Origin of the sequence: Thermanaerothrix solaris (genome assembly GCF_032334255.1) — a bacterium.
GTDB lineage: Bacteria > Chloroflexota > Anaerolineae > Anaerolineales > Anaerolineaceae > Thermanaerothrix > Thermanaerothrix solaris.
Window position 1 is genome coordinate 39,644 of record NZ_JAUHMF010000001.1, and the last position, 21,508, is coordinate 61,151.

Here is a 21,508-nt window from a genome sequence, read left to right on the forward strand (position 1 = left end):
GGGGAAGATTACAGGCCAACGCAATTCCAAGGAGTAATTCAATGATTATAAGAAATATGCGATTTTTATGCATAGCAACTGCCCTTATACTTGAGGATTGCGCTAATGTCAACCATTAACTTGGTGCTTGCTTAGCAAGATCGAAGGTAGAATTAATTTCAAGGGGTGATACTCATTAGTGAACATTAGCGGTTAGTTTTAAGCGAAAAATCAGTTGTTCGTTCGATGAAAATTGAAGATTATAACGATGATTCTCTTTTGGTAAGGGAGACAGTATGGACAATCAAGCCCTCTTACTTTCACAATGGCAGTTTGCGATCACTTCGGTTTATCATTTCTTTTTTGTTCCGTTGACCTTGGGTCTTTCGGTCTTAGTTGCGCTTATGGAGACTATTTATGTACGTACCGGAAATGATCTTTATTTGCGAATGACGAAGTTTTGGGGAAAGTTATTTGTCATCAATTTTGCAATGGGGGTGGTTACCGGCATTGTGCAGGAATTCCAATTCGGGATGAACTGGTCCGAATATGCCCGCTATGTTGGTGATGTGTTTGGGGCGCCATTAGCCATTGAGGCGCTATTGGCTTTCTTTATTGAGTCCACCTTTTTAGGCGTGTGGATTTTTGGTTGGGATCGCCTTTCGAGGGGAATGCATGCTCTGTCCATGTGGTTAGTCGCTTTGGCATCGAATCTCTCGGCTTTTTGGATCTTGGTGGCCAATTCTTTTATGCAGGCGCCGGTAGGCTATGCAGAGCAAAGTAACCGGTTGATTTTGAAGGATTTTGCCGCATTGTTGACTAACCGCTATGTGTGGGGGCAATTCCCCCATACTGTGTTCTCGGGTTTTACTACAGCGGCATTTTTTGTGCTTGGGATTAGCGCTTATCATTTACTTCGTAAGCGTCATGAGGAAGTATTTAGACGTTCGTTCCAGATCGCCACGGTGTTCGGGATTATTTCCATTTTCATGGTGATTCTTATTGGGCATACCCAAGCCCAGCGGATGGTTGAGTTTCAACCCATGAAGATAGCAGCGGCAGAGGCCTTGCTTCGAACCGAGAACCCGGCTTCATTCTCGCTCTTGAGCCTGGTGGATCAATCCAACATGCGGGAGATTATTTCTATCCGGATACCACGTGTACTCAGTCTGTTGGCTTACAATCGCCTTGATGGCGAGGTGAAAGGGGTGATTGATCTTCAGCAAGAGTACCAAGCCCGTTTTGGCCCGGGTTATTATGTTCCGGATATCACGGTGACCTATTGGTCGTTTCGACTTATGGTAGGAAGCGGATTCCTGATGTTCTTTCTGGCGGCTTACGCGCTTTGGCGAGTCATGCGCCGGGAGGTGATGCAATCCAGATTCAAACTCCTGAATGTTTATCCCTTGGCGTTGTTCCTTCCATATTTGGCGAATATCAGCGGTTGGTTGCTGACTGAGATGGGCCGTCAACCCTGGGTTGTTTACGGAAAGATGCGTACAGCGGATGCAGTATCCCCTAATCTGAGTGGTAGTATGGTGTTGACGACCCTAATCGGTTTTACTCTGGTTTACGGTTTACTGATGCTGGCCGATATTTACCTGCTTGCCAAATATGCCAAAGCGGGTCCGGAGCCTAAGGCGACTGGTCATCCACTTGAAGAACAGGTTTATTGGGAGTAAGGTGAAAGGAGGTGGCGCATGGACTTAAACACGCTATGGTTTGTCCTGATCGCAGTTTTATTTATCGGCTACTTTGTGTTGGATGGCTTTGACCTAGGGGTTGGAATTCTTTTGCCTTTCCTGGGTAAGAATGACACCGAACGACGGATGATCATTAATGCAATTGGGCCACATTGGGATGGAAATGAGGTTTGGCTGATTACCGCCGGGGGAGCAATGTTTGCGGCTTTTCCTCTTTGGTATGCTACGCTTTTCAGCGGATTTTATCTGGCCCTCTTTTTGCTCTTATTAGGGTTGATTGTTCGTGGTGTGGGTTTGGAGTTTCGAAGTAAGGATGAAAATCCCCTCTGGCGGCGCTTTTGGGATTGGGCCATTTGTATAGGTAGTTTTATACCGGCACTGCTGTGGGGGATAGCATTGGCTAATTTTGTACGTGGTGTTCCGATCAATGCAATGAAGTATTTTGTGGGCGAGTTTGCCGATTTGCTTAATCCGTATGCTTTATTAGGTGGGTTGGTCTCGTTTTTGGGGTTTACCTTACACGGGGCTTTGTTTCTGGCCCTTAAAACAGGTGAGCCCATACTTAACCGTGCACGCCAAGCGGCACGAAGGATGTGGTGGCCGACTGTAGTAGTTGTGGTGAGTTTTGCTATAGCGACTTACGCCTTTACGGATATTTATCAGCGATTGGGTGTCAACCCCGGCCCGGTGCCGATTGGGGCTGTTTTGTCGTTATTGGTAGCGGGATGGTTTATTTATCAGAAGCAAGACGGTTGGGGATTTGCAATGACCACAATAACTATTATCCTCGCGGTCAGCACGATTTTTATAACCTTGTACCCGCGGGTGCTTGTTTCCAGCCTGGATCCTAATTTCAGTCTCACGATTTATAACAGCGCTTCGGGGGTCACCACCTTACGCATTATGACCATGGTTGCCCTTCTATTGGTGCCATTTGTATTGGTTTATCAGGGGTGGAGTTATTGGGTCTTTCGGCGCCGGATTACAGGGCGGCAGGAGGAATTGCACTATTAGCCTGGCTACTGGATGTATGACGACTTATGCGTAACCTTTACCAATTGCCCCTGGTGGCGTAGAATTATGCAGGCACTTCGTGACTGATGAGGTGAAGTATGAGTTCTTGGAGTAAACAACCAGTTGTTGCCAGCAATGCACCCAAGGCAATAGGTCCTTATTCTGTGGCTGTTAAGGCGGGGCCGTTTTTGTTTGTTTCGGGTCAGTTGGGTCTTGATCCTGTCACCGGGGATTTGGTCAGCGGGGGGGTGGCAGCAGAAACCCGCCAGGCGTTGTCCAATCTCAAAGCAATCTTAGAATCCGCTGGGTGTGGCTTGGATGCGGTGGTCAAGACCACGGTTTTTCTACGCGATATGGGTGAATTTTCCACCATGAATCAGGTATATAACGAATTTTTTGCCCAAAATCCCCCTGCACGGTCGGCGATTCAAGCCGCTGCTTTGCCCCGAGGTGCGGCGGTTGAAATTGAAGCCATTGCTTTACTTCCCGAAAGCGGGGCATGAGGTCACGGTTGAGAGCAAGAACGTGCAAGTTCTATCTCTCAGATAAGGGATAGAGGCGCGGGTTGAATGAAGTCCGTGTCGGTAATCGTCCCTTGCTATAACGAAGAAGCGCATATTGGAAATCTTTTAGAAGCGCTAATTCGTCAAACATATCCGCTGGAATTTCTGGAAGTGATTATTGCTGATGGTATGTCTACCGACCGCACGCGGGAGGTAATCCACCAATTTGTCCAAAATCACCCGCAGTTGCGGCTCAAGATTGTGGATAATCCTAAGCGAATCATTCCCGCTGCTTTGAATGTTGGTTTGACGGTGGCTCAAGGGGATTACATTGTGCGGTTAGACGCGCACTCAATCCCCGCCGCGGACTACATAGATCGCTGTGTAAACGACCTGGAGGCAGGGCTGGGTGATAATGTGGGGGGCATCTGGCTTATTCGGCCTTCACGGCCGCATTGGATTGCGCGTGCCATCGCCATCGCTGCCGCGCATCCCTTAGGGGTTGGGGATGCGCGCTATCGTCATGGAAGAACCCCGGGCCTTGTAGATACTGTGCCTTTTGGCGCGTTCCGGCGCGAGTTGTTCGATCAGGTAGGAGGATTTGACGAAACACTCCTAACCAATGAGGATTACGAGTTTAATGCCCGGCTACGCAAAGAAGGGAAACGCGTTTATCTCGATCCGGCGATCCGTTCAGAGTATATCGCGCGCCCGACGCTGAGAGCGCTGGCCCGTCAATACTGGCGCTATGGGTATTGGAAGTTCCGTATGCTGCGACGTTATCCTAAAACGTTGCGGTGGCGCCAGGCTCTGCCTCCAGTGTTTGTGCTGGGCACTACTGGGTTGTTGATAATGAGCCTTTTCTGGTCTTGGTCTCTCTATCTTTTGCTGGGAATTCTAATGATTTACCTGGTAATGTTGTTTATAGGGGCGATTCCAGCGGCCTGGAAGAACAAGGATGCCCGTTTGCTAATCGGAATTCCATTGGCCATTACCACAATGCATTGGGCCTGGGGGACAGGGTTTTTATGGAGTCTGATAACTTGGTTAGGAAAAAGGGAACCCTGAACAATGAGCACAGAGCCTGATTTGGTTTCAATACAACCCAAATGGCGTCTACGCCCCTCAGAACGGCGCTCAACGCTTTTTATTGGTGATCTGCTCATTGCCGTGGGATCTTTGGTTTTTGCATTATATTTCTGGGCTTCAGGGGGGGAGTTCCTATCCTTTTCGACCGACTTTTTACGTTATCGCGTTCCGTTTTGGTTCTATTTGTTACCGGTTGTGTGGTTGCTGATGTTGGTTGAATCGTATAACCCTAGCCGGGTGAATATTCGATCTGAAGCCTATCGTGAAGTAACGGTTGCCGCTATTGCTGGCTTTGCTTTCTATTTGATCGTCTTTTTCTTCTCAGAGCCCAATTCTCTCCCCCGCCGCGGTGTAGCAGCATTCTTTGCCTCCGCCTATGTGCTGACTTTGCTCTGGCGGTTTATTTATATCAAATTGTTTACCCTTCCGCTATTTATGCGGCGGGTGCTCATTATTGGTGCAGGGAGAGCAGGATCTCACCTGGCGCAGATCATTCGGGATATGTGGCCCCCTCCGTTCTATCTGGTGGGATTGGTGGATGACGATCCAGACAAAATCGGTACGGAGATCGCGGGATTCCGTGTTTTGGGGAGCGGAAATGATATCTTTCGCCTGATTCGTGAGCATCAGGTAACCGACTTGGTGATTGCGATCTCGGGTGAGATGAATCCCCAATTATTTGCCACCCTTTTGGAAGCCGAAGAGCAAGGGATCGAAGTAACCACCATGCCCACCTTATATGAGGAGCTTCTAGGTCGTGTTCCTATCTTTTTGCTCCAGTCGGATTGGGTGCTGCGTTCATTTGTTGACCAAGCCCACATGGGGGGCTTTTTTGAACTCTCTAAACGATTACTAGATATCCTTGGCGGCCTTATCGGAACTTTACTCATGTTAATGCTGTTTCCTCTTATTGCGCTGGCCATTTATCTGGAGTCGGGACGTCCCATCTTTTATACCCAAACCCGTTTGGGTAAGAATGGCCGCCCTTATAAGATTATAAAGTTTCGGACGATGGTCCAAGATGCTGAAAAGGATGGCATTCCGCGAACCACAGCCGAGAACGATCAACGCACCACCAAAGTTGGGCGATTCCTGCGCCGCAGCCACTTGGATGAATTGCCCCAGTTTATAAATGTATTGCGTGGTGAAATGAGTTTAGTGGGTCCACGATCTGAACGGCCGGAGATTGTCCAAGAATATCAAAAAGCGCTTCCGTTTTATCGTGCCCGATTGTTTGTAAAACCCGGTATTACCGGATGGGCGCAGGTTAACTTTGGTTATGCCGAGGACGTGCGGTCAAATGCCATAAAACTTGAATATGATTTATACTACATCAAGCATCGCAGTCTGACCCTGGATCTGCTTATTTTAATCCGCACTGTTGGCACGGTAATCGGATTGAAAGGACGCTAAGTTGTGAAAAATAAACCCTCTCTGAGCAATCGCTATGTTTTGGTGGGGGATTTGATTCTTGTTGTTATTTCGGTGCTGGGTTCTTATGCCTTGCGACTAGAACTCGGGCCTCAGTTTTTTGATTACCTGCCCTCGGCGTTGTGGATGATCGGGCTAGCCTTTATTATCAAGCCCGTGGTTTATTACCTCTTTGGTCTATATCAGCGGATATGGATCTATGCCAGTGTTGAGGAATTGAAACTTATTGTGGCTGCTGTTACAGCAGCCTCCGTTTTGTTGGCTGGGGGTATGGTCGTTGCACTCTCTTTAGGTGCTTTTGTTGGGCTACCTCGATCCGTTTTGGTTATTGATTGGTTATTGTCATTGATTCTTGTAGGGGGCCTGCGTTTCTCATTTCGGTTGATGGCCGAGAGCCGTGGACCGGCAGCAATCTTGGTTACTCAACCGCGACGTGTGCTGATTGTGGGCGCAGGTGATGCAGGGGCATTGGTTGTCCGTGAAATGCAAAAAAATCCCCAACTCAATCTGCAACCCATTGGTTTCCTGGATGATAACCCGGCCAAACAAAAACAGCAAATACATGGTGTACCTGTTATTGGTACTTTAAGTGATTTGGCTCAGGTATTGGAACGACAAAATGTAGATGAGGTTGTCATTGCCATTCCCAGTGCACCCGGGCGGGTTGTGCGGGTAATTGCCGATATCGCGCGACTAAAAGGTGTACCTTTCCGCACGATGCCGGGGATCTATGAACTTTTAGGCGGTAAGGTAAGTGTGAGTCGCCTGCGCGAGGTGGACATCAGCGATCTACTGCGCCGCGAGCCTCTGCAGGTGAATGAAGGGATTGTGGGAGAGGCGCTGAGCGGCCGTGTGGTCCTGGTGACGGGAGCGGGTGGTTCCATCGGACGCGAATTGTGTCGGCAAATTGCCCGTTGGGGGCCAAAATTGTTGATCCTGCTTGGGCATGGAGAAAATAGTATTTTTGAAACTCTACTCGAATTGCGTGAGAGTTTTCCTACCCTCAATCTGCAACCAATCATCGCGGATGTTCGGGATCGGCCTCGGTTAGAAGTTGTCTTTAATGAGTTTCGTCCAGAAGTCGTGTTTCATACTGCGGCACATAAACATGTACCACTCATGGAGATCAATATTGAAGAAGCGATAACCAACAATGTTTTAGGGACGCTAAATCTGGTTGAAGTGTCATTGACCTACCTGGTGGAACGGTTCGTATTTATCTCTACAGACAAAGCTATTCGCCCAGTTAATGTCTATGGGGCCACAAAGCGTCTGGCTGAAATGATTGTCTTAAACGCTGCGCAACGTTCGGGTGGGCGTTATTCGGTGGTACGGTTTGGAAATGTTTTGGGTAGCCGTGGCAGTGTCGTTCCGATCTTCAAGCGCCAGATTGCGCAGGGAGGACCGATAACAATTACCCATCCGGATATGAAACGCTATTTTATGACCATTCCCGAAGCCGCCCATCTGGTTTTGCAGGTGGCTGGCATGGGGCGGGGTGGAGATACGTATTTGCTCAATATGGGGCAGCAGATAAGGATTCTTGACCTGGCCGAAGACCTCATTCGCCTTTCGGGTTTGGAGCCGGGGCGGGATATCGAGATCGTTTTTACCGGGATCCGGCCAGGGGAAAAACTGAGCGAAGATTTATGGGACGAAGGGGTCTCTTTGCGAGTAACTGATCATCCGGATATCTTCCGAGTTGAACATCAGGAAGTATTAGAGGGAGAAGCACTTTACCGGGTAGTAACCGAGTTAATAAAACTGGCGCGGGAGGGGGAACGCGAGCGGATTGTCGCCTTGTTAGATGAAGTTATCCCTGGCTCTGCAATTCGTAGCACTCCTCCACCAGAACTGACCTCGGTGGTCTGATGGCTTGGTTGAACCGCGCAGAATGGGATGGGTTTATTCAACATCACCCTGAAGCCCACCTTTTGCAAACCTCAATGTGGGGAAGGTTCAAAGCCGAATTCGGCTGGAAGGTGGCCTGGGTGGTGGCTGGAAAAGCAGGTGCGCAGGTACTGTTGCGGCAGTTACCTCTGGGGTTTAGCATTGCCTATGTTCCCAAAGGGCCGGTGGGAGAGGATTGGCGGGCGCTGTGGCCGGAGGTTGAGAGGTTTTGCCGCCATTCACGGGCTATTTTCTTGAAAGTGGAGCCAGATGCTTGGGAGCCGATGGCATTTGATCCTGAGGTTGAACTGCCCGGTTTTAGGCCCTCGGAGCCCATCCAACCTCGCCGTACCATTGAGGTCAGTTTAGAGGGGGATGAAGAGGCTTGGCTTGAGCGCATGAAGCAAAAGACGCGCTATAACATCCGCCTTGCCCAGAAAAAAGGGATTGTCGTCCGTGAATCCCAGGACCTGGGGGTTTTTTATGAACTGATGCAAGTCACTGCTCAACGAGATGGGTTTGGTATCCACGCGCCTGAGTATTATGAACGGGTTTATCACTGGTTCGCGCCCGAGGGTCATTGCGTGCTTCTCATGGCGGAGTACGATGGCCAGCCATTGGCGGGACTAATGGCATTTGCATGGGGAGACCGGGCCTGGTACTTCTATGGGGCATCAAGTGATCAGGAGCGACAACGAATGCCTACGTATTTATTACAATGGGAAGCGATGCGTTGGGCAGCGCGGCGGGGTTGTCGTGTCTATGATTTATGGGGAATTCCCGATGTTGATGAGGCGATTCTTGAAGCCGAGTTCGCTCAGCGTAATACAGGTTTATGGGGTGTTTACCGCTTTAAACGTGGGTTTGGAGGTGTCATTCGAAGATCAGTAGGGGCATGGGATCGGATTTTCCTGCCTAACCTGTATCGCATTTATCACTGGATAAGGCGATTACGTCACCGTGGGGAACCAGCATGATGATTGTTGAGCGCATTCAGCAAGGTGAAGAATGGAATCGTGGGCTGATGCAACTTCCAAGGGCAAATATCTTGCAGACTTGGGAATGGGGAGAGGTAAAGTCAGCCTATGGGTGGCAACCCTACCCGCTGGTATGGCGTGAAGTCAATGGGCAGGTACGCGCAATGGCGTTGGTCTTACGCCGTTCATTAAAAATTGGGAAGATGCCGACCTCATTCAGCGTTATGTATGTACCACGCGGGCCGGTAATGGATTGGGGGGATAGTGACTTAAGACGGCGCGTCCTGGATGATTTGAAACGCTTGGCGCAAACAGAAGGGGCAATATTCTTGAAAATAGATCCCGATGTAGAGTTGGGATGGGGTTTACCGGATGATCCCGAAGCACGGGAGAATCCTATTGCGGGTGATGTGATGGAGGATTTACACACCGGAGGCTGGTTTTTATCTCCTGAACAGGTGCAGTTTCGCAATACATTTATCTTATCCCTCGAAGGTGATGAAGAGGTTTGGTTAGGCCGGATGAAGCAGAAAACCCGCTACAACATTCGCCTGGCTCAGCGTAAGGGGGTTACCGTGCGGCGGGCAGCTTCTGAGGATTTTCCACTTCTTTATCGCATGTATGCAGAGACCTCGGTGCGCGATGGCTTTGTTATTCGCCCGGAGCCTTACTATCATCATGTGTGGGGAACTTTCTTGCGCGCGGGTATGGCCGAGCCTCTGATTGCGGAGGTTGAGAGAACGCCGGTAGCAGGTTTAGTGATGTTCGTGTTTGCCGGGCGTGCCTGGTATTTTTATGGTATGTCGCGTCAGTTGCATCGCGAAAAAATGCCCAATTATCTTCTACAATGGGAGGCCATGCGGCTGGCTCGCTTGCGTGGATGCCAGATTTATGATTTATGGGGGGCACCGGATGAGTTCCGAGAAGACGACCCGATGTGGGGCGTGTTTCGTTTCAAGCAGGGATTAGGGGGACAGGTGGTGCGTTGGATTGGAGCCTGGGATCTGCCGGTGCGCAAAAATTGGTATACTTTGTACACGCGGGTTATTCCTCGTCTATTGGCTTGGATGCGGCGGCATAGCCAAGCCAGACTTCGTCGAGAGGTGACAGTATGATCCCTCGAATTCGTATTGCCCATTTACCGACACCTATCGAGCCATTACCTCGGCTGAGTGCCGTTCTAGGTGGTCCACAACTCTGGGTTAAGCGAGATGATCAGACCGGGTTGGCGCTGGGTGGAAACAAGACTCGAAAATTGGAATTTGTAATGGCGGAAGCGCAAGCCCATGGCGCTCAAATGCTAATTACGGTAGGCGCGGTGCAATCGAATCATTGTCGCCAAACTGCGGCGCTGGCGGCTCGGTTTGGCTTAAAGTGCACCTTGGTGCTTTTCGGGGATGTGCCTCAGACTCCAAGTGGAAATTATTTGCTGGACCGCCTTTTCGGGGCTGAGGTTGTGTGGACTAAGCGTGAAGACTATGAAGAGGTTTTGCAAGATGTTTTCCATAAAGCCTGGTCAGAGGGAAAGCGGCCTTTTCTCATTCCTCTCGGGGCTTCAACCGCGACCGGTGCGGTGGCTTATGCCTATGCCTTCAAAGAGTTTATCGAGCAGGGAGGAGAGGCCGATTGGATGGTATTGGCTTCGTCTTCTGCGGGGACCCAGGCCGGTTTAGTGTTGGGAGCACGATTGAGCGGATGGCATGGACGCATATTGGGAATTAGTGTTGATCATCCGGCGGATTGGGTCAAGGCGCGGGTGGCCGAACTGGCAACCCAGGCTGCGGAGCGCTTGGGTAAAGCGATACACGTTTCTGCTGATGAGATTGACGTCAACGATGAATATATCGGTGCAGGGTATGGCGTTCTGGGAGAAAGAGAAATTGAGGCTATTCATCTTTTTGCGCGCCACGAAGGCCTTTTATTGGATCCCGTCTATACCGGTCGCGCTGCCGCGGGTTTGATTGATCTGATCCGTCGTGGTTTCTTTAAATCGAACGACCGTATTTTGTTCTGGCATACCGGAGGGGTACCGGCTCTATTTGCTGAACGCTATGCGCCTTACCTGCTTTAATATCAGGTTGTTTTAAGGAGATGGTTGACGGAGAGGAGGACGCCAGGCAGCCCCAAAGTCGAAGTCTTTGTCGGTGGTTAGGCGAATGCGGTTGCCGCCATTGATGGTCATAAGATAGATATCGTGATTGGTGCCATCGGGCCAGGATTCAAACGCTAACCACATTCCATCGGGGGACAAACTAACCTTTGAGACCGGACCGACATCAGGTTCATTTTTAGGGGGAATGCGTGCCTCGTTGGGGGTATTGCGGTCCTCATAGCGCAGGCTCATCAGCCAGGGCACATTAGATGAGGGTTTCATCTGGCTGTAAAAGATCACACTTCCATCCAGACTCCATGCAGGCCATAGATTATTGAATTCACCACTCATAGTAAACCGTTGGGGGTATTGACCAGTATCTGACATAAGCCAGATTTGACCATAGGGTGCTTCGCGGACGAATGCAATCTGAGTGCCAGTGGGGGACCAGGCGGGTTGTTTCTCCACATAGCGTGTATCAGTGAGGCGGAGCAAGATGCCATTTTCAAGATTATAGACGTAAATATCCGGCTGGCCTCCTCGTAAAGAAGTGAACGCAATTCTACGACCATCGGGGGACCAGGCGGGATCAAAATCGGCGGCCGGGCTGGGAGGCAAGGGAAGCAGTTCGGGTGTTCCACCGTTGGCAAGATCCAAAATATAAATTTTGGTGCCCTCATAGAGATTGCGTTTTTCGCGACAAGGTGAGATAAATGCCAAGCGTTGACCGTCGGGTGACCATGTGGGTTGGCAAGCGCCATCGGGTAGACTGGTGATGGGGCGCTGATTGGTGCCATCGGCATTCATGAGCCAAATTTGCATGATACCGGTGCGGTTTGATGCAAACGCAATCTCGCCACTCCCGCCGAAGGGAGTTGGAGATGAAGTGGGGGTTTCGGTGACCCCAAATGAAGTGGGAGAAGGCGTGATACCCTCAGGCGAAGGGGTGAAGAAGGGAGGGGTGGTGGTTGCGGTGGGGATATCTTGAGCAACGGAGAGGACACTGGTCAGTGATGGTTCAAGCGGGTGAGTGGGCTGAGGGTAAGTTGGCGCGGGTGGCGTGAGGAAGGTTAACCCATTCGGAAGTGCTAGAATTTGGCCTCGTACCCATTGTGGAATCGCTGGGACCAGGACAAATAAAAAGGTGATCAGGATAACCATCCCGATTGTTCCAAGCACGCGCCAGACACGACGACGGTTTTTTCGAAGAACGGTTCGTGGTTTTGAGTGGTAAATAGGGCTTGAGGTGGGAAGAGGTTGGGTAAGGATCTTCTCCCCTTGCTGAGCAGGGCTCGCAACGGGAAGAGCGGGCTCATCCTGAGGCGGGGGAACGACGGTCAATTCTTCCAAGAGAGGGGGTAGGTTGCTGGCGTCCATCAGGGCCCGCTTGAATTCTGTCGCGGTTTGAAACCGATTTTCAGGTTCTACCGCCAGCGCTTTTTCTATCGTGTTGGCTAAGCGACGTGACACTTTGGGTGCCAATTGGCGGATTGGGGTCAACTCGGCATGACTAGTGAGGCGGGCCAAGCCATCTTCGGGGATAACACCTGTCAGAGCCGCATATAATGTTGCCCCGAGAGAGTAAATATCAGTCCGAGCATCGGTGGGAGCAACCCCATATTGTTCGGGAGGTGAATAACCCGGCGTCATGGCACGAGCGCCCGTGGTCGTGCGCTGATCTTCGAGCATGAGTTTGGCCAGGCCAAAATCCACCAATACCACTTTTCCTTCGGGGGTGATCTTTATATTTCCGGGCTTGATGTCGCGGTGGATGATGGGGGGCTTGCGGGAGTGGAGGTACTCCAGAGCGTTGCAAATGGCGATGCCGATCAGGACAACTTCGTTTTCGCTCAACGTGCCCAAGCGTTCGATACGTTGGCGTAAATCCTCACCCTCAATATAGTCCATAACCAGGTATTGACCCTGGTTGGGTATAGAAAAATAATCTATAACGCGAGGTAGATTAGGGTGACGCAAACTGGCAAGAATATTGGCTTCGCGCTGGAATTGGCGCGCATATTCTTCAGCCAAGAACAGATTTTCCTTAACGGCTACTTGAATTCCTAGGTTCTCATCAACAGCGTGATAGATAGCCCCCATTCCCCCTTGGGCTAAGATTGAGGTTATCCGGTAGCGTCGGTTGAGTAGCGTGCCTGGAGTCAGTGCCATTGGTTCAATTTTAACGGTTTCCCGGCAAACTTCACAATAAACTTGAGATTAAGTTTATCAGTTCTGCTAGGGGTTTAAGAATGCTTTTCAACCCATGCTATAATCGAAAAGCCATTTTAGGAGATCATTTGCCTATGTCCCTGGATATCCGTTCTGCTGTTCAAACCGCCCTTGTCCTGTTGGTGTTGGGTCTGATTTTAAGTTTCTGGCTAGGGGTACGCACAATCAAAGGCGCACGCCGTTTGACCTATTTTCGCATTCGCCGTGCGCGGGTGGCGCGAGGGTGGCGACTCATCTTTCTGGCTTTGGCTTTAGGGGGCATGGCTTTCTTGACCAACCGATACGCGGAGCCCACCCTTTATCGCGTATTTCCTCCCTCGCCCACGGTTACGCTTACCCCAACGATTACGTTGACACCTACGATTACCCTGACCCCAACCATCACCTTAACCCCTACAATTACGGATACTCCTTCGATTACGCCAACACCCTTCTTGCCCGAAGATATTGCAACTCAAATCCAGAACACCATTACGCCGAATCCGGGCGCGGTGTTCAGTCCGCTGCAGTTTGCCCGTGCGGTGGATGATACTTTTCAACCGGTCAATCCTCAGGTGGAGTTTCAACAACCCATTAAAACGCTCTATGGCACTTTTTCGTATGATCAAATGGTGCCGGGTTCGCAGTGGACGGCTATTTGGTATCGTCTAAGTGATGGGCAGCGAATCTGCTATGAGACGAAACCCTGGGATGGTGGAACCGGGGGTTTCGGCTACACCGATTGCTCACCGCAACCGGAGGATTGGCAGGCTGGTGAATATGAGGTCCAGATTTTTGTGGGTTCGCAATGGAAGACTTCGGGTCGCTTTACAGTGATTGGAAACCCACCTACCTCGACGCCAACTCGTTCACCCACACCAACGGTGAGCGCTACGCCAACGATAACACTTACTCTGACCTCAACCCGAACCCCATTGCCTTCGCCGACCCCGACTGTTACACCAACACCACGGCCTTCGCTGACACCGACAGCAACGCGAACGCTTCCCCCAACCTCCACACCCAGACCAACTTTAACTCCACGCCCGACGGATACCCGCTGGCCAACGGCTACGTTTGTGAGCCCTTAGGTAGTGGATTGGTTGTATTTTTATCTAGACGCTATAGAGGGGTCGCGGTATATAAAGATGATGTGCGATCTGGGCGGCCAATTGGGCATTATTCTTGAGCAGCGCCAAATTGGCTTTCAGGCTCTCGCCTCCGCTAAGTTCACTGACCCGTGCCAGCAAAAAGGGGGTGACTTCAGCACCGCGGATGCCTTGGTCTAAAGCCTCATGAACAGCCCGTTGGATGATTGCTTCGATGGCTGCTCGAGGAAGGGCGGTTTCGTGTGGGGGTGGATTGACCACAAGAATGGCGTTGTTCAACTGACACTCCCACTGGGCTTTAGCGATTGCGGCAATGTCCTTTGGATCTTCCGCGCGCACGTTGACGGGTAAACCGCTTTCACGGGAATAGAATGCCGGGAACTCATCTGTTTGATAGCCGATGATCGGCACCCCCATGGTTTCTAATACTTCAAGGGTGGCTGGCAGATCTAAAATTGCCTTTGCCCCTGCTGAAACAACAACCAGGGGTGTTTTGGCAAGGGTGGGGAGATCGGCTGATACATCAAACGGGGCTTCACGGTGGACACCACCGATGCCACCAGTGGCAAAGACTTTGATGCCACTCTGGTGGGCGATATGGAGGGTCGTAGCAACTGTGGTTCCGCCGGCTTCTTTGCGCGTCAGGGCAATGCCGATGTCGCGAATACTGATCTTGCGTTTTTGGGTGGCGGTGGCTAAGCGCTCCCGTTCTTCGGCGCTTAAGCCAACCCGAATGAACCCATCCAAAAGCGCAATGGTCGCCGGGATAGCCCCTTCCTTGCGAATGGTTTGTTCTAGTTCCTCAGCAAGTTGAACGTTTTCGGGATAGGGGAGCCCGTGGGTGATAACGGCGGACTCTAATGCGACAACAGGTTGTCCATACTCGAGGGCGTGGCGGATCTCAGGATGAATACGGAGATAATTTTTCATAATTAGATGATTAACCTTTCATAGAGACTTTCAAGTGAAAGTTGAGGGGAGACTGATCCCGGGTGACTGAGGGTTAAACTAGCCGCAGAAACCCCCAGACGGACAGCTTCGTCAATATCCATACCGTTGGTCAGTCCGAAGATGATGGCTGCGGTCATGGCGTCACCGGCACCGGTTGGGTCAATGACACGTGTACGGATGGCCGGCACGTGTCCACTGGTTTCAGAGGTGGCATAGCATACCCCAAACTCGGCTAAGGCGATGATAGCAATTTGTACCCCCATACGAACGAACGTCCGCGCGGCCTCAAGGGCTGAGAAACGGTCATTAACCTCAATAGCACCTTGTAGAAGTGCAGTGGCTTCTAACCGGTTGGCGGTGAGGAAGGTAAGGCGAGGTAAAAATGGGAGTAGTTTCGGGGCGAGAGATACTGAAGTTGCATCTGCGAAGATGGGTAATTTTGCTCGTCGAGCCAATTGAAAGACGGCTCGTAATGCTGGTGTAGAAAGGTTGGCGTCTACGAATATAAGACTGGCGCTTTGGAAAAGGGCTGCCTGGGATTTTATATATTCTGCGCTCAGGCGGGAAAGGATGCGCATATCATCCAATCCGTACCGCAGGTCACCTTCTTTACCAAGCAGGGCGATATAGGATGCTGTTCCATAATCTCCTACCCTGAGGCAAGCCGAGGTGTCCACACCTATCTTGGCGGTGTATTCTAATAGCTGTCGTCCAATAGGGTCATCCCCAACAGCGCTGATCAGACTAACCGGCAAGCCCAATCGGGCCAGATTTTCGGCGACATTACGGGCCACTCCTCCAAAGGATGGCCGAACTTGACCGGGAACCGACGTCCCGGGTTGTAAATTCTCAAAAGGGCGGCCAACCGTATCCAGGGTGGCTGCACCAAGTACAAGCAAGCGTTTATCAGAAGATGCGGTTAGGATCATGATAAGAGTCGAACCTGTCCATGTTGTCTCATATAAGCATCCAAACACCTTTTGATCACATCCAAAGCATTGCGTACCCTAGGTGGCATTGACGGTTGATTATAGCCTTGAGCAGCATTTCTGAGGAGACCATAATAGAGGCTCAACAATTGAAACAAGCGCTCCTCGGGTTCAGCAGTAGGTTGATTTAAAACCGCAGAAATCATAATGAGGGTTTCGCGGAGGTGTTGGGCAAGCGCTTGATCGATATTCTGCTCACGCCATTTGTGTAATGCCATAGGGTTGCCCAGGCGCAAGTTTTCTCGGGTTATTTTTAGCGCTTCAAGATGTTGTTCCCAGATTATGGGCTCGGGGGTACTCCAGGTTCCAACGTTAATCCATTCCAATTGCACACCCTGGTTGTGACCCAGGTGATGAAATTCATGCGTAAAGTCATCAAAAAAGCGCGTGAGATCGGGACGCGTCATGCGAGTGGGAATCGGGATGGGAGGTGGTAATTGAGCATTATAGATAAAACGGAGGGGACGGGTTAAAGGATTAGCCCATTGAATTTGGGTGATCTTGGTTTGCAGGTCAACAAATTGACGAATTTCGGGTTGACCAATCCCAGCAAACAGTTCCCCGAAGGGTCGCGACTGCAGCAGATTCTGGATCTGGCGCATAATCATCTGGCGCGTTGAATTGACCCATGAACCGGGCAATTGCAGATAAGTGAGAAAGTAAAGGTGTTGGCGATAGGTAGGATAAGGATTCTGAAGGTTGTAGGAGCGGGGAAAACGGCGCCAAATACTGAATAACGCCCGCACATCTTGGAGTGAGATACGGATCCCATCTCGGCTGCGGCCTTGAATGTCTTCGTATTGGCATTCATGATCTCTAAGATCAAAGGTTTGACGCAGGCGTTCAAAAGGTGCAATGTTCGCCCTCATACCCGGAAGGATAAAACGAGGTGTGCCGTCAGGACGTTCAAAGACAGCAGCCATTTCGGCAGAACAAGTTACTACACCGGGGCCTCCAATCAACAGAATTGGGTTTTGCCTGTGATGTGTGCTGGGTTCTTCACTATTGATATTTAAAGATGGTGGGGGCACAAGACCGAGGCTGGTATAGAGTAAAAATTTGCGACTAATACCTGGGTGAGGCAGAGAAAAGATTTCGCTTTGGTAATGGGCTGCCCATTCCAATCCTAGCCAGAACGGCAGGAAGACCACGACCAATACATGAGGTGCGAACATGGAAGCCACTAAAAGGCGCACGGTTTGGTGCAAGGGATCTTGTCCTATCCCCAAAGGAGAGGATGGTAAATTAATCCACGCAACGCCTAACCAAAAGCAGAGCCATATGGGTATCAGGAGCAAAAAACGGCGAATGGGTGGGCTAATTCTCATAGGTATCGGGCTTCAAGGAGCGTGATCAATTCTGTAATTTGCTTTTCCTCATCGTAGGTTAACGTCTTTAGGTTTGGACGTTCATGCAGGAGGGTAAGGTGACCACGCAAGAGACGGAGTAAAGTTGAACGCATGGTCTCGGTAAGGGTGGCATTGTAATCGGAACTGGGGGGCGAAGCGAATAAGGAATCGGGGAGAGATGGTAATATCTCGTCGCCAAAATCGCAGGTTGCTGTTTCGATAAAAATATTCCATGCCTGATGGCGGGCTTCTTCGACCAGGGTTCGACGCAGGATGTCAATTTGCTCGCGCTCCTGGCGGGCGTAGGTAAGCCATCCTGAGTTCCAGCGGTTGACAAGTTCGCGGTCTGTTTCAGGGCGCAATTTTACGTTAAATAAGTTAACCGAAAGCACCTTGATCCCTCGACTTACGAGAATTTGATATTCTCGACTGGGCGCTTTGCCGTTTTTTTGATTACCAGTGATATCAAGATCCAATACTTCCGGTTGGGTAAGACGCTCATTGATTATTTGAACCACGTTTGCTAAGCCCTGAACCCGTTGTTTTTTGAGGGTGAGGGGAAAAAGGTCATCCAGGGTTAAGCGTGCAACTAGGTCACGCCATACCTCAGCTGCGAGTTGGGCCGGAAGTTGATCCCAGCGGATCAATCGGTTGGGGGTATCAAGAGGAAGGTTGGCATTGACAACTTGCCCAAGGATAGCCCGCTCAACCGCTGAAGGATCATAACCAAACTCAGAATTACCCAAGCCCGGACGAGTATCGAGGCGGAAAATCACCTCAATTTGGGGAATTATTTCGAAGTTATCTCGTGTAACGGCGCGCGTTTCATTGCTGCGGCGTACACGGCTTTCGTATTCTGCCTGGCTTTCTTCTGGCCGACGAGGGGCAAAAGGATCTTCATTAGGTCTAGGGCCAATTATTTGACTGCAGAGCCGCAAATCTACCACATCGGCAATTTGTTCTCCAGGTTGAGTGAAAACTACGCCAGGACCCACTGCCCGAGTAAAACGCTGGTTTGTACGTAAAAGTGCTGCACTGGCCGTATCCAATACCAACAATCCAGGGCCATCGGACGTTTTGGAAATCGGCCGAGGATTTTGGCCGTTTTCAATAAATGCAAATGGACCATGAGTACCAGTAACATAGTAAATGAGGTGCAGAAAGGCATTGATTCGGTCTTGGAGACCCCGGACAGGGAGCATAAATTGAGAGAAGAAAGCCAGCCAAAGAGCTGTTCCTATCCCTAAAAGGGTTAGGTTAAAAATAAATCTCAATGACCTCTGTATAAGACCTTCAGGGGCAAGTAGAAATGACCCAAGCAGAATTACGAGTCCCAAAATTACGGGTAAAAAAATAGTTTTATAGCGTTTGAATCCGCTTCTCATGCTCTATCCCTGTCTTTGATATAGATTTTATCAAATTAGAATTGAACAGGCGGTTCAAAAACCGAGGAATTTTGTCACTGGGCAGCGATAAGAATTGGTCATACAATGATAAAGGCAACGCTTAACAAAATTTGCTTCACCATCAAAATGAATTCCTAATAGAAAAGAGGATCAATGTATGCTGCGTGCATTGTTGATTTCCCTTTCGAAAGCCGAATGGGCCAAACGCCTGGTGACACGTTGGAAAGTGGCTTGGAAGGTTGCTTCTCGCTTTATTGCGGGGGAGACCCTGGAAGAAGCCATGCAGGTTATCCAGAACCTCAATGCAGCAGGGCTCAACGCAACGGTAGATTACTTGGGAGAGCATACAACGGATGCCGAAGAGGCTCACCGAGCGACCGAAGCGACGCTAGCCATCCTCGAGGACATTGCCCGCAGGAATTTGCACGCTAATGTATCGGTCAAGTTGAGCGCCATCGGTCTGACGGTTGATCGGGCTCTCTGCCGTCAAAACCTAGAGCGTATTGTTTCCCACGCCAGGTCTTTAGGGAATTTTGTGCGCGTTGATATGGAAGATTCTTCCTTGGTGGATGCCACACTCGACCTGATCCATTGGTGCTATGATCAAGGATATACCAATGTGGGAGTAGCCATTCAGTCCTATCTTTATCGCAGTGAACGGGATACCCGACGCTTAGTTGAAAGGCGGGTTCCCATTCGTTTGGTCAAAGGGGCCTATAAAGAGCCTCCCGAAATTGCCTATCCACGTAAACAGGATGTGGATGCTAATTTCGATCGTTTAACCGATGTGTTACTTCAGGGTGTTGTGGAAGCAGGTGTTCCTCAAATCAGTGCCGATGGGCGCATTCCTCCCATTCCAGCACTGGCTACCCATGATGAAGCACGAATTCGCTATGCTCAACAGCGCGCGGAACGCCTGGGATTACCTAAAACCGCTTTGGAATTTCAAATGCTTTATGGCATTCGGCGTGATTTGCAACAGGAATTGGTCCGCGCAGGTTACCCGGTGCGCATTTATGTGCCCTTTGGTACCCATTGGTATCCCTATTTTATGCGCCGATTGGCTGAGCGACCGGCTAACTTATGGTTTTTTGTCTCTAACTTCTTCCGCCGCTGAGGCAACGATATGGCGGTGCCATCGTCTTACCCTTTAGCCTTGATCTTAGGGGCTTCGGGAACCCTGGGGAGGACAATTGCGCAGACATTGGCGGAACATGGGTATGCGATGGGGCTGCATTATTTTCGTTCTCAGGAAAACGCATCGGCGTTGGCCACCCAAATTGAGAAACAGGGGCGGCCAGTTTTTTTGGTCTCGGCCGACCTTAGAGAGGAAGAGCAAATTGGATTGTTGTTTGAACGGGTGCAGTCTTGGGGATATCCGTTGCAAGTCTTGGTTTACGCCGCTGGCCTTATTTCGCGGGGAACGCTATTAGAAACCTCTTGCGAAATCTGGGAGGATGTGTTTTCGCTTAACTTGCGCGGCGCATGGCTATGTGCTCGCGCAGCAGTTCCATTGATGCAAGCATCGGGTGGGGTTATTATTAACCTTACTGATTGTGGCGCACAACGCTTGTGGACGACATATGCGGCGTATGTGCTCTCCAAAGGTGCTTTAGATCACCTCACTCGATTGCTGGCCAAAACTCTGGCACCAACGATAAGGGTCAATGCGGTTGCACCTGGAATGATTACACCTGGAGTTGAGATGTCCAGTGAGGAATGGGATCGGTTGAAGCAACGTTTACCCTTGGGTCAGCCTGTTCGTCCGGAGGCCGTAGCGCAGGCTGTATTGTTTTTAATCGAGAATCCGCAAATCACAGGCCAAACCTTATATGTAGATGGCGGCTACCATTTGATTTAAAGGGCACCCATGCGCAGATTCCTCGCTTCTCCGTTATGGCAATGGATTCGTGTTGTTAATCCTCTCACCTTACTGGCGGGGATTTTATTCTTTGCGTTGGGTGCCGGGATCGTTGATTTTCGTAACCAGCCCTTTTCGGGGATAGATTATTGGTTGGGTCAGGCCTGCATCACGTTACTGCAGATGAGCAGTGCCTTATTGAAGGCATTTTATGATCGAGCCGGAGAGAACGAGTCGTTACTCTCATCTCGAAAACCTGAAAACGAAAAGGAAAGTGAAGAAGAGCGAGAGAAGACCCCGCGGGAGGTTGTATTGCCCCGGTCGGTTTTCTTGCAAACTGGATTAACGACCCTCAGTATCGGGGCGGCAATAACCGTTTTGCTCTTAACGCGGGGAGCTCTTAATGTCTCGGCCATGCTACTTCTGGGGATGGCGTTTGGGATAACATTCTTTTACGGTGTTCCCCCTTTACGTCTGGCATACAGCGGGTATGGGGAATTGTTGATGGCTTTTTTTCTGGCCAATCTTACCCCGGCGTTTGCATTTGCCTTACTTTCAGGCGAGATAGATGCGCATTTACTGGGTTTGCTTACCTTCCCTCTAACGCTATTGTGTCTAGCCATGATGATGGCACTATCGCTGGAACACTATTACCGCGATCTAAAGCAGGGCCATACGACTATGATGGTGCGGTTAGGATGGGAACGAGGTATGTTGGTGCATAATATCTTGGTGCCGTTAGCCTATCTCTTATTGGGAATCTCTGCCTTGATGGGCCTTTCCTGGTCGGTGCTTTGGCCTGCCATGCTGACTTTGCCATTGGGTGCCTTTCAGGTATGGCAGATGTGGCAGATTGGCAATGGAGCACCGACGCGTTGGCCTTTACTGCGACTCACCGCCTATGCGACGGTGGGCTTGACGGTTTACTTATTGACCTTTTCACTTTGGATGGGGTAA

The 21,508-nt window shown here is 50.3% G+C and carries 18 protein-coding genes; 13 read left to right on the plus strand and 5 right to left on the minus strand.

Going from position 1 to position 21,508, the window contains the following annotated elements; translation table 11 throughout:
* Window positions 1–275 precede the first annotated feature (275 nt).
* The 9 genes from QYE77_RS00185 to QYE77_RS00225 all read left to right on the plus strand — a co-directional run bounded on the left by QYE77_RS00185 (window position 276) and on the right by QYE77_RS00225 (window position 10,657).
* Complete coding sequence (locus QYE77_RS00185; RefSeq protein WP_315623106.1) at window positions 276–1,661, plus strand: cytochrome ubiquinol oxidase subunit I; 1,386 nt, start codon at window positions 276–278, stop codon at window positions 1,659–1,661.
* A gap of 18 nt (window positions 1,662–1,679) precedes the next feature.
* Window positions 1,680–2,696: a cytochrome d ubiquinol oxidase subunit II gene (gene cydB / locus QYE77_RS00190; RefSeq protein WP_315623108.1), complete on the plus strand. Its 1,017-nt coding sequence runs from the start codon at window positions 1,680–1,682 to the stop codon at window positions 2,694–2,696.
* A 98-nt stretch (window positions 2,697–2,794) separates the two neighbouring features.
* The gene (locus tag QYE77_RS00195; protein ID WP_315623109.1) at window positions 2,795–3,199 is read left to right on the plus strand and encodes a RidA family protein; all 405 of its coding nucleotides are present in this window, start codon (window positions 2,795–2,797) and stop codon (window positions 3,197–3,199) included.
* Between the two features lie 66 nt (window positions 3,200–3,265).
* Entirely contained in the window at window positions 3,266–4,267 is a 1,002-nt protein-coding gene (locus tag QYE77_RS00200) for a glycosyltransferase family 2 protein (protein WP_315623110.1), read from the plus strand.
* Between the two features lie 3 nt (window positions 4,268–4,270).
* Window positions 4,271–5,701, plus strand: a complete 1,431-nt coding sequence (locus QYE77_RS00205) for a sugar transferase (RefSeq protein WP_315623112.1) — start codon at window positions 4,271–4,273, stop codon at window positions 5,699–5,701.
* Window positions 5,702–5,704: 3 nt separating this feature from the next.
* Window positions 5,705–7,591 (plus strand): polysaccharide biosynthesis protein, encoded by a 1,887-nt coding sequence (locus QYE77_RS00210; RefSeq protein WP_315623114.1) that lies wholly within the window; start codon window positions 5,705–5,707, stop codon window positions 7,589–7,591.
* Window positions 7,591–8,586 carry a lipid II:glycine glycyltransferase FemX gene (locus QYE77_RS00215; protein ID WP_315623116.1) on the plus strand — a complete coding sequence of 332 codons (996 nt, stop codon included), beginning with the start codon at window positions 7,591–7,593 and terminating at the stop codon, window positions 8,584–8,586. Before QYE77_RS00210 ends, QYE77_RS00215 begins: the two co-directional genes overlap by 1 nt.
* Window positions 8,583–9,701, plus strand: a complete 1,119-nt coding sequence (locus QYE77_RS00220) for a lipid II:glycine glycyltransferase FemX (protein WP_315623117.1) — start codon at window positions 8,583–8,585, stop codon at window positions 9,699–9,701. The genes QYE77_RS00215 and QYE77_RS00220 overlap by 4 nt, the downstream gene beginning before the upstream one ends.
* The gene (locus tag QYE77_RS00225) at window positions 9,698–10,657 is read left to right on the plus strand and encodes a D-cysteine desulfhydrase family protein (RefSeq protein ID WP_315623118.1); all 960 of its coding nucleotides are present in this window, start codon (window positions 9,698–9,700) and stop codon (window positions 10,655–10,657) included. Before QYE77_RS00220 ends, QYE77_RS00225 begins: the two co-directional genes overlap by 4 nt.
* Before the next feature lie 12 nt (window positions 10,658–10,669).
* Here QYE77_RS00225 and QYE77_RS00230 read toward each other — a convergent pair whose 3' ends face one another.
* Window positions 10,670–12,847 (minus strand): WD40 repeat domain-containing serine/threonine protein kinase, encoded by a 2,178-nt coding sequence (locus QYE77_RS00230; protein WP_315623119.1) that lies wholly within the window; start codon window positions 12,845–12,847, stop codon window positions 10,670–10,672.
* Window positions 12,848–12,981: 134 nt separating this feature from the next.
* On the opposite strand from QYE77_RS00230, the gene QYE77_RS00235 reads away from it, so the two are divergent.
* Window positions 12,982–13,977, plus strand: coding sequence for a hypothetical protein (locus tag QYE77_RS00235; RefSeq protein WP_315623120.1), 996 nt, complete (start codon window positions 12,982–12,984; stop codon window positions 13,975–13,977).
* Window positions 13,978–14,001: 24 nt separating this feature from the next.
* Here QYE77_RS00235 and QYE77_RS00240 read toward each other — a convergent pair whose 3' ends face one another.
* From QYE77_RS00240 to QYE77_RS00255, 4 genes are all read right to left on the minus strand, one after another.
* Window positions 14,002–14,925 carry a pseudouridine-5'-phosphate glycosidase gene (locus QYE77_RS00240; RefSeq protein ID WP_315623121.1) on the minus strand — a complete coding sequence of 308 codons (924 nt, stop codon included), beginning with the start codon at window positions 14,923–14,925 and terminating at the stop codon, window positions 14,002–14,004.
* 2 nt (window positions 14,926–14,927) lie between these two features.
* Window positions 14,928–15,875: a carbohydrate kinase family protein gene (locus QYE77_RS00245; protein WP_315623122.1), complete on the minus strand. Its 948-nt coding sequence runs from the start codon at window positions 15,873–15,875 to the stop codon at window positions 14,928–14,930.
* Window positions 15,872–17,110 (minus strand): hypothetical protein, encoded by a 1,239-nt coding sequence (locus QYE77_RS00250; RefSeq protein ID WP_315623124.1) that lies wholly within the window; start codon window positions 17,108–17,110, stop codon window positions 15,872–15,874. Before QYE77_RS00250 ends, QYE77_RS00245 begins: the two co-directional genes overlap by 4 nt.
* Window positions 17,111–17,259: 149 nt before the next feature.
* Window positions 17,260–18,333 carry a hypothetical protein gene (locus QYE77_RS00255; protein WP_315623126.1) on the minus strand — a complete coding sequence of 358 codons (1,074 nt, stop codon included), beginning with the start codon at window positions 18,331–18,333 and terminating at the stop codon, window positions 17,260–17,262.
* A gap of 514 nt (window positions 18,334–18,847) precedes the next feature.
* On the opposite strand from QYE77_RS00255, the gene QYE77_RS00260 reads away from it, so the two are divergent.
* Genes QYE77_RS00260 through QYE77_RS00270 form a run of 3 tightly spaced genes read left to right on the plus strand, consistent with a single transcriptional unit; the run spans window position 18,848 to window position 21,508 of the window.
* Window positions 18,848–19,807, plus strand: a complete 960-nt coding sequence (locus QYE77_RS00260; RefSeq protein WP_315623128.1) for a proline dehydrogenase family protein — start codon at window positions 18,848–18,850, stop codon at window positions 19,805–19,807.
* Window positions 19,808–19,816: 9 nt separating this feature from the next.
* A complete protein-coding gene (locus QYE77_RS00265; protein ID WP_315623130.1) occupies window positions 19,817–20,551 on the plus strand; it encodes an SDR family NAD(P)-dependent oxidoreductase in 735 nt (244 codons plus the stop codon).
* A 9-nt stretch (window positions 20,552–20,560) separates the two neighbouring features.
* A complete protein-coding gene (locus tag QYE77_RS00270) occupies window positions 20,561–21,508 on the plus strand; it encodes a prenyltransferase (protein WP_315623132.1) in 948 nt (315 codons plus the stop codon).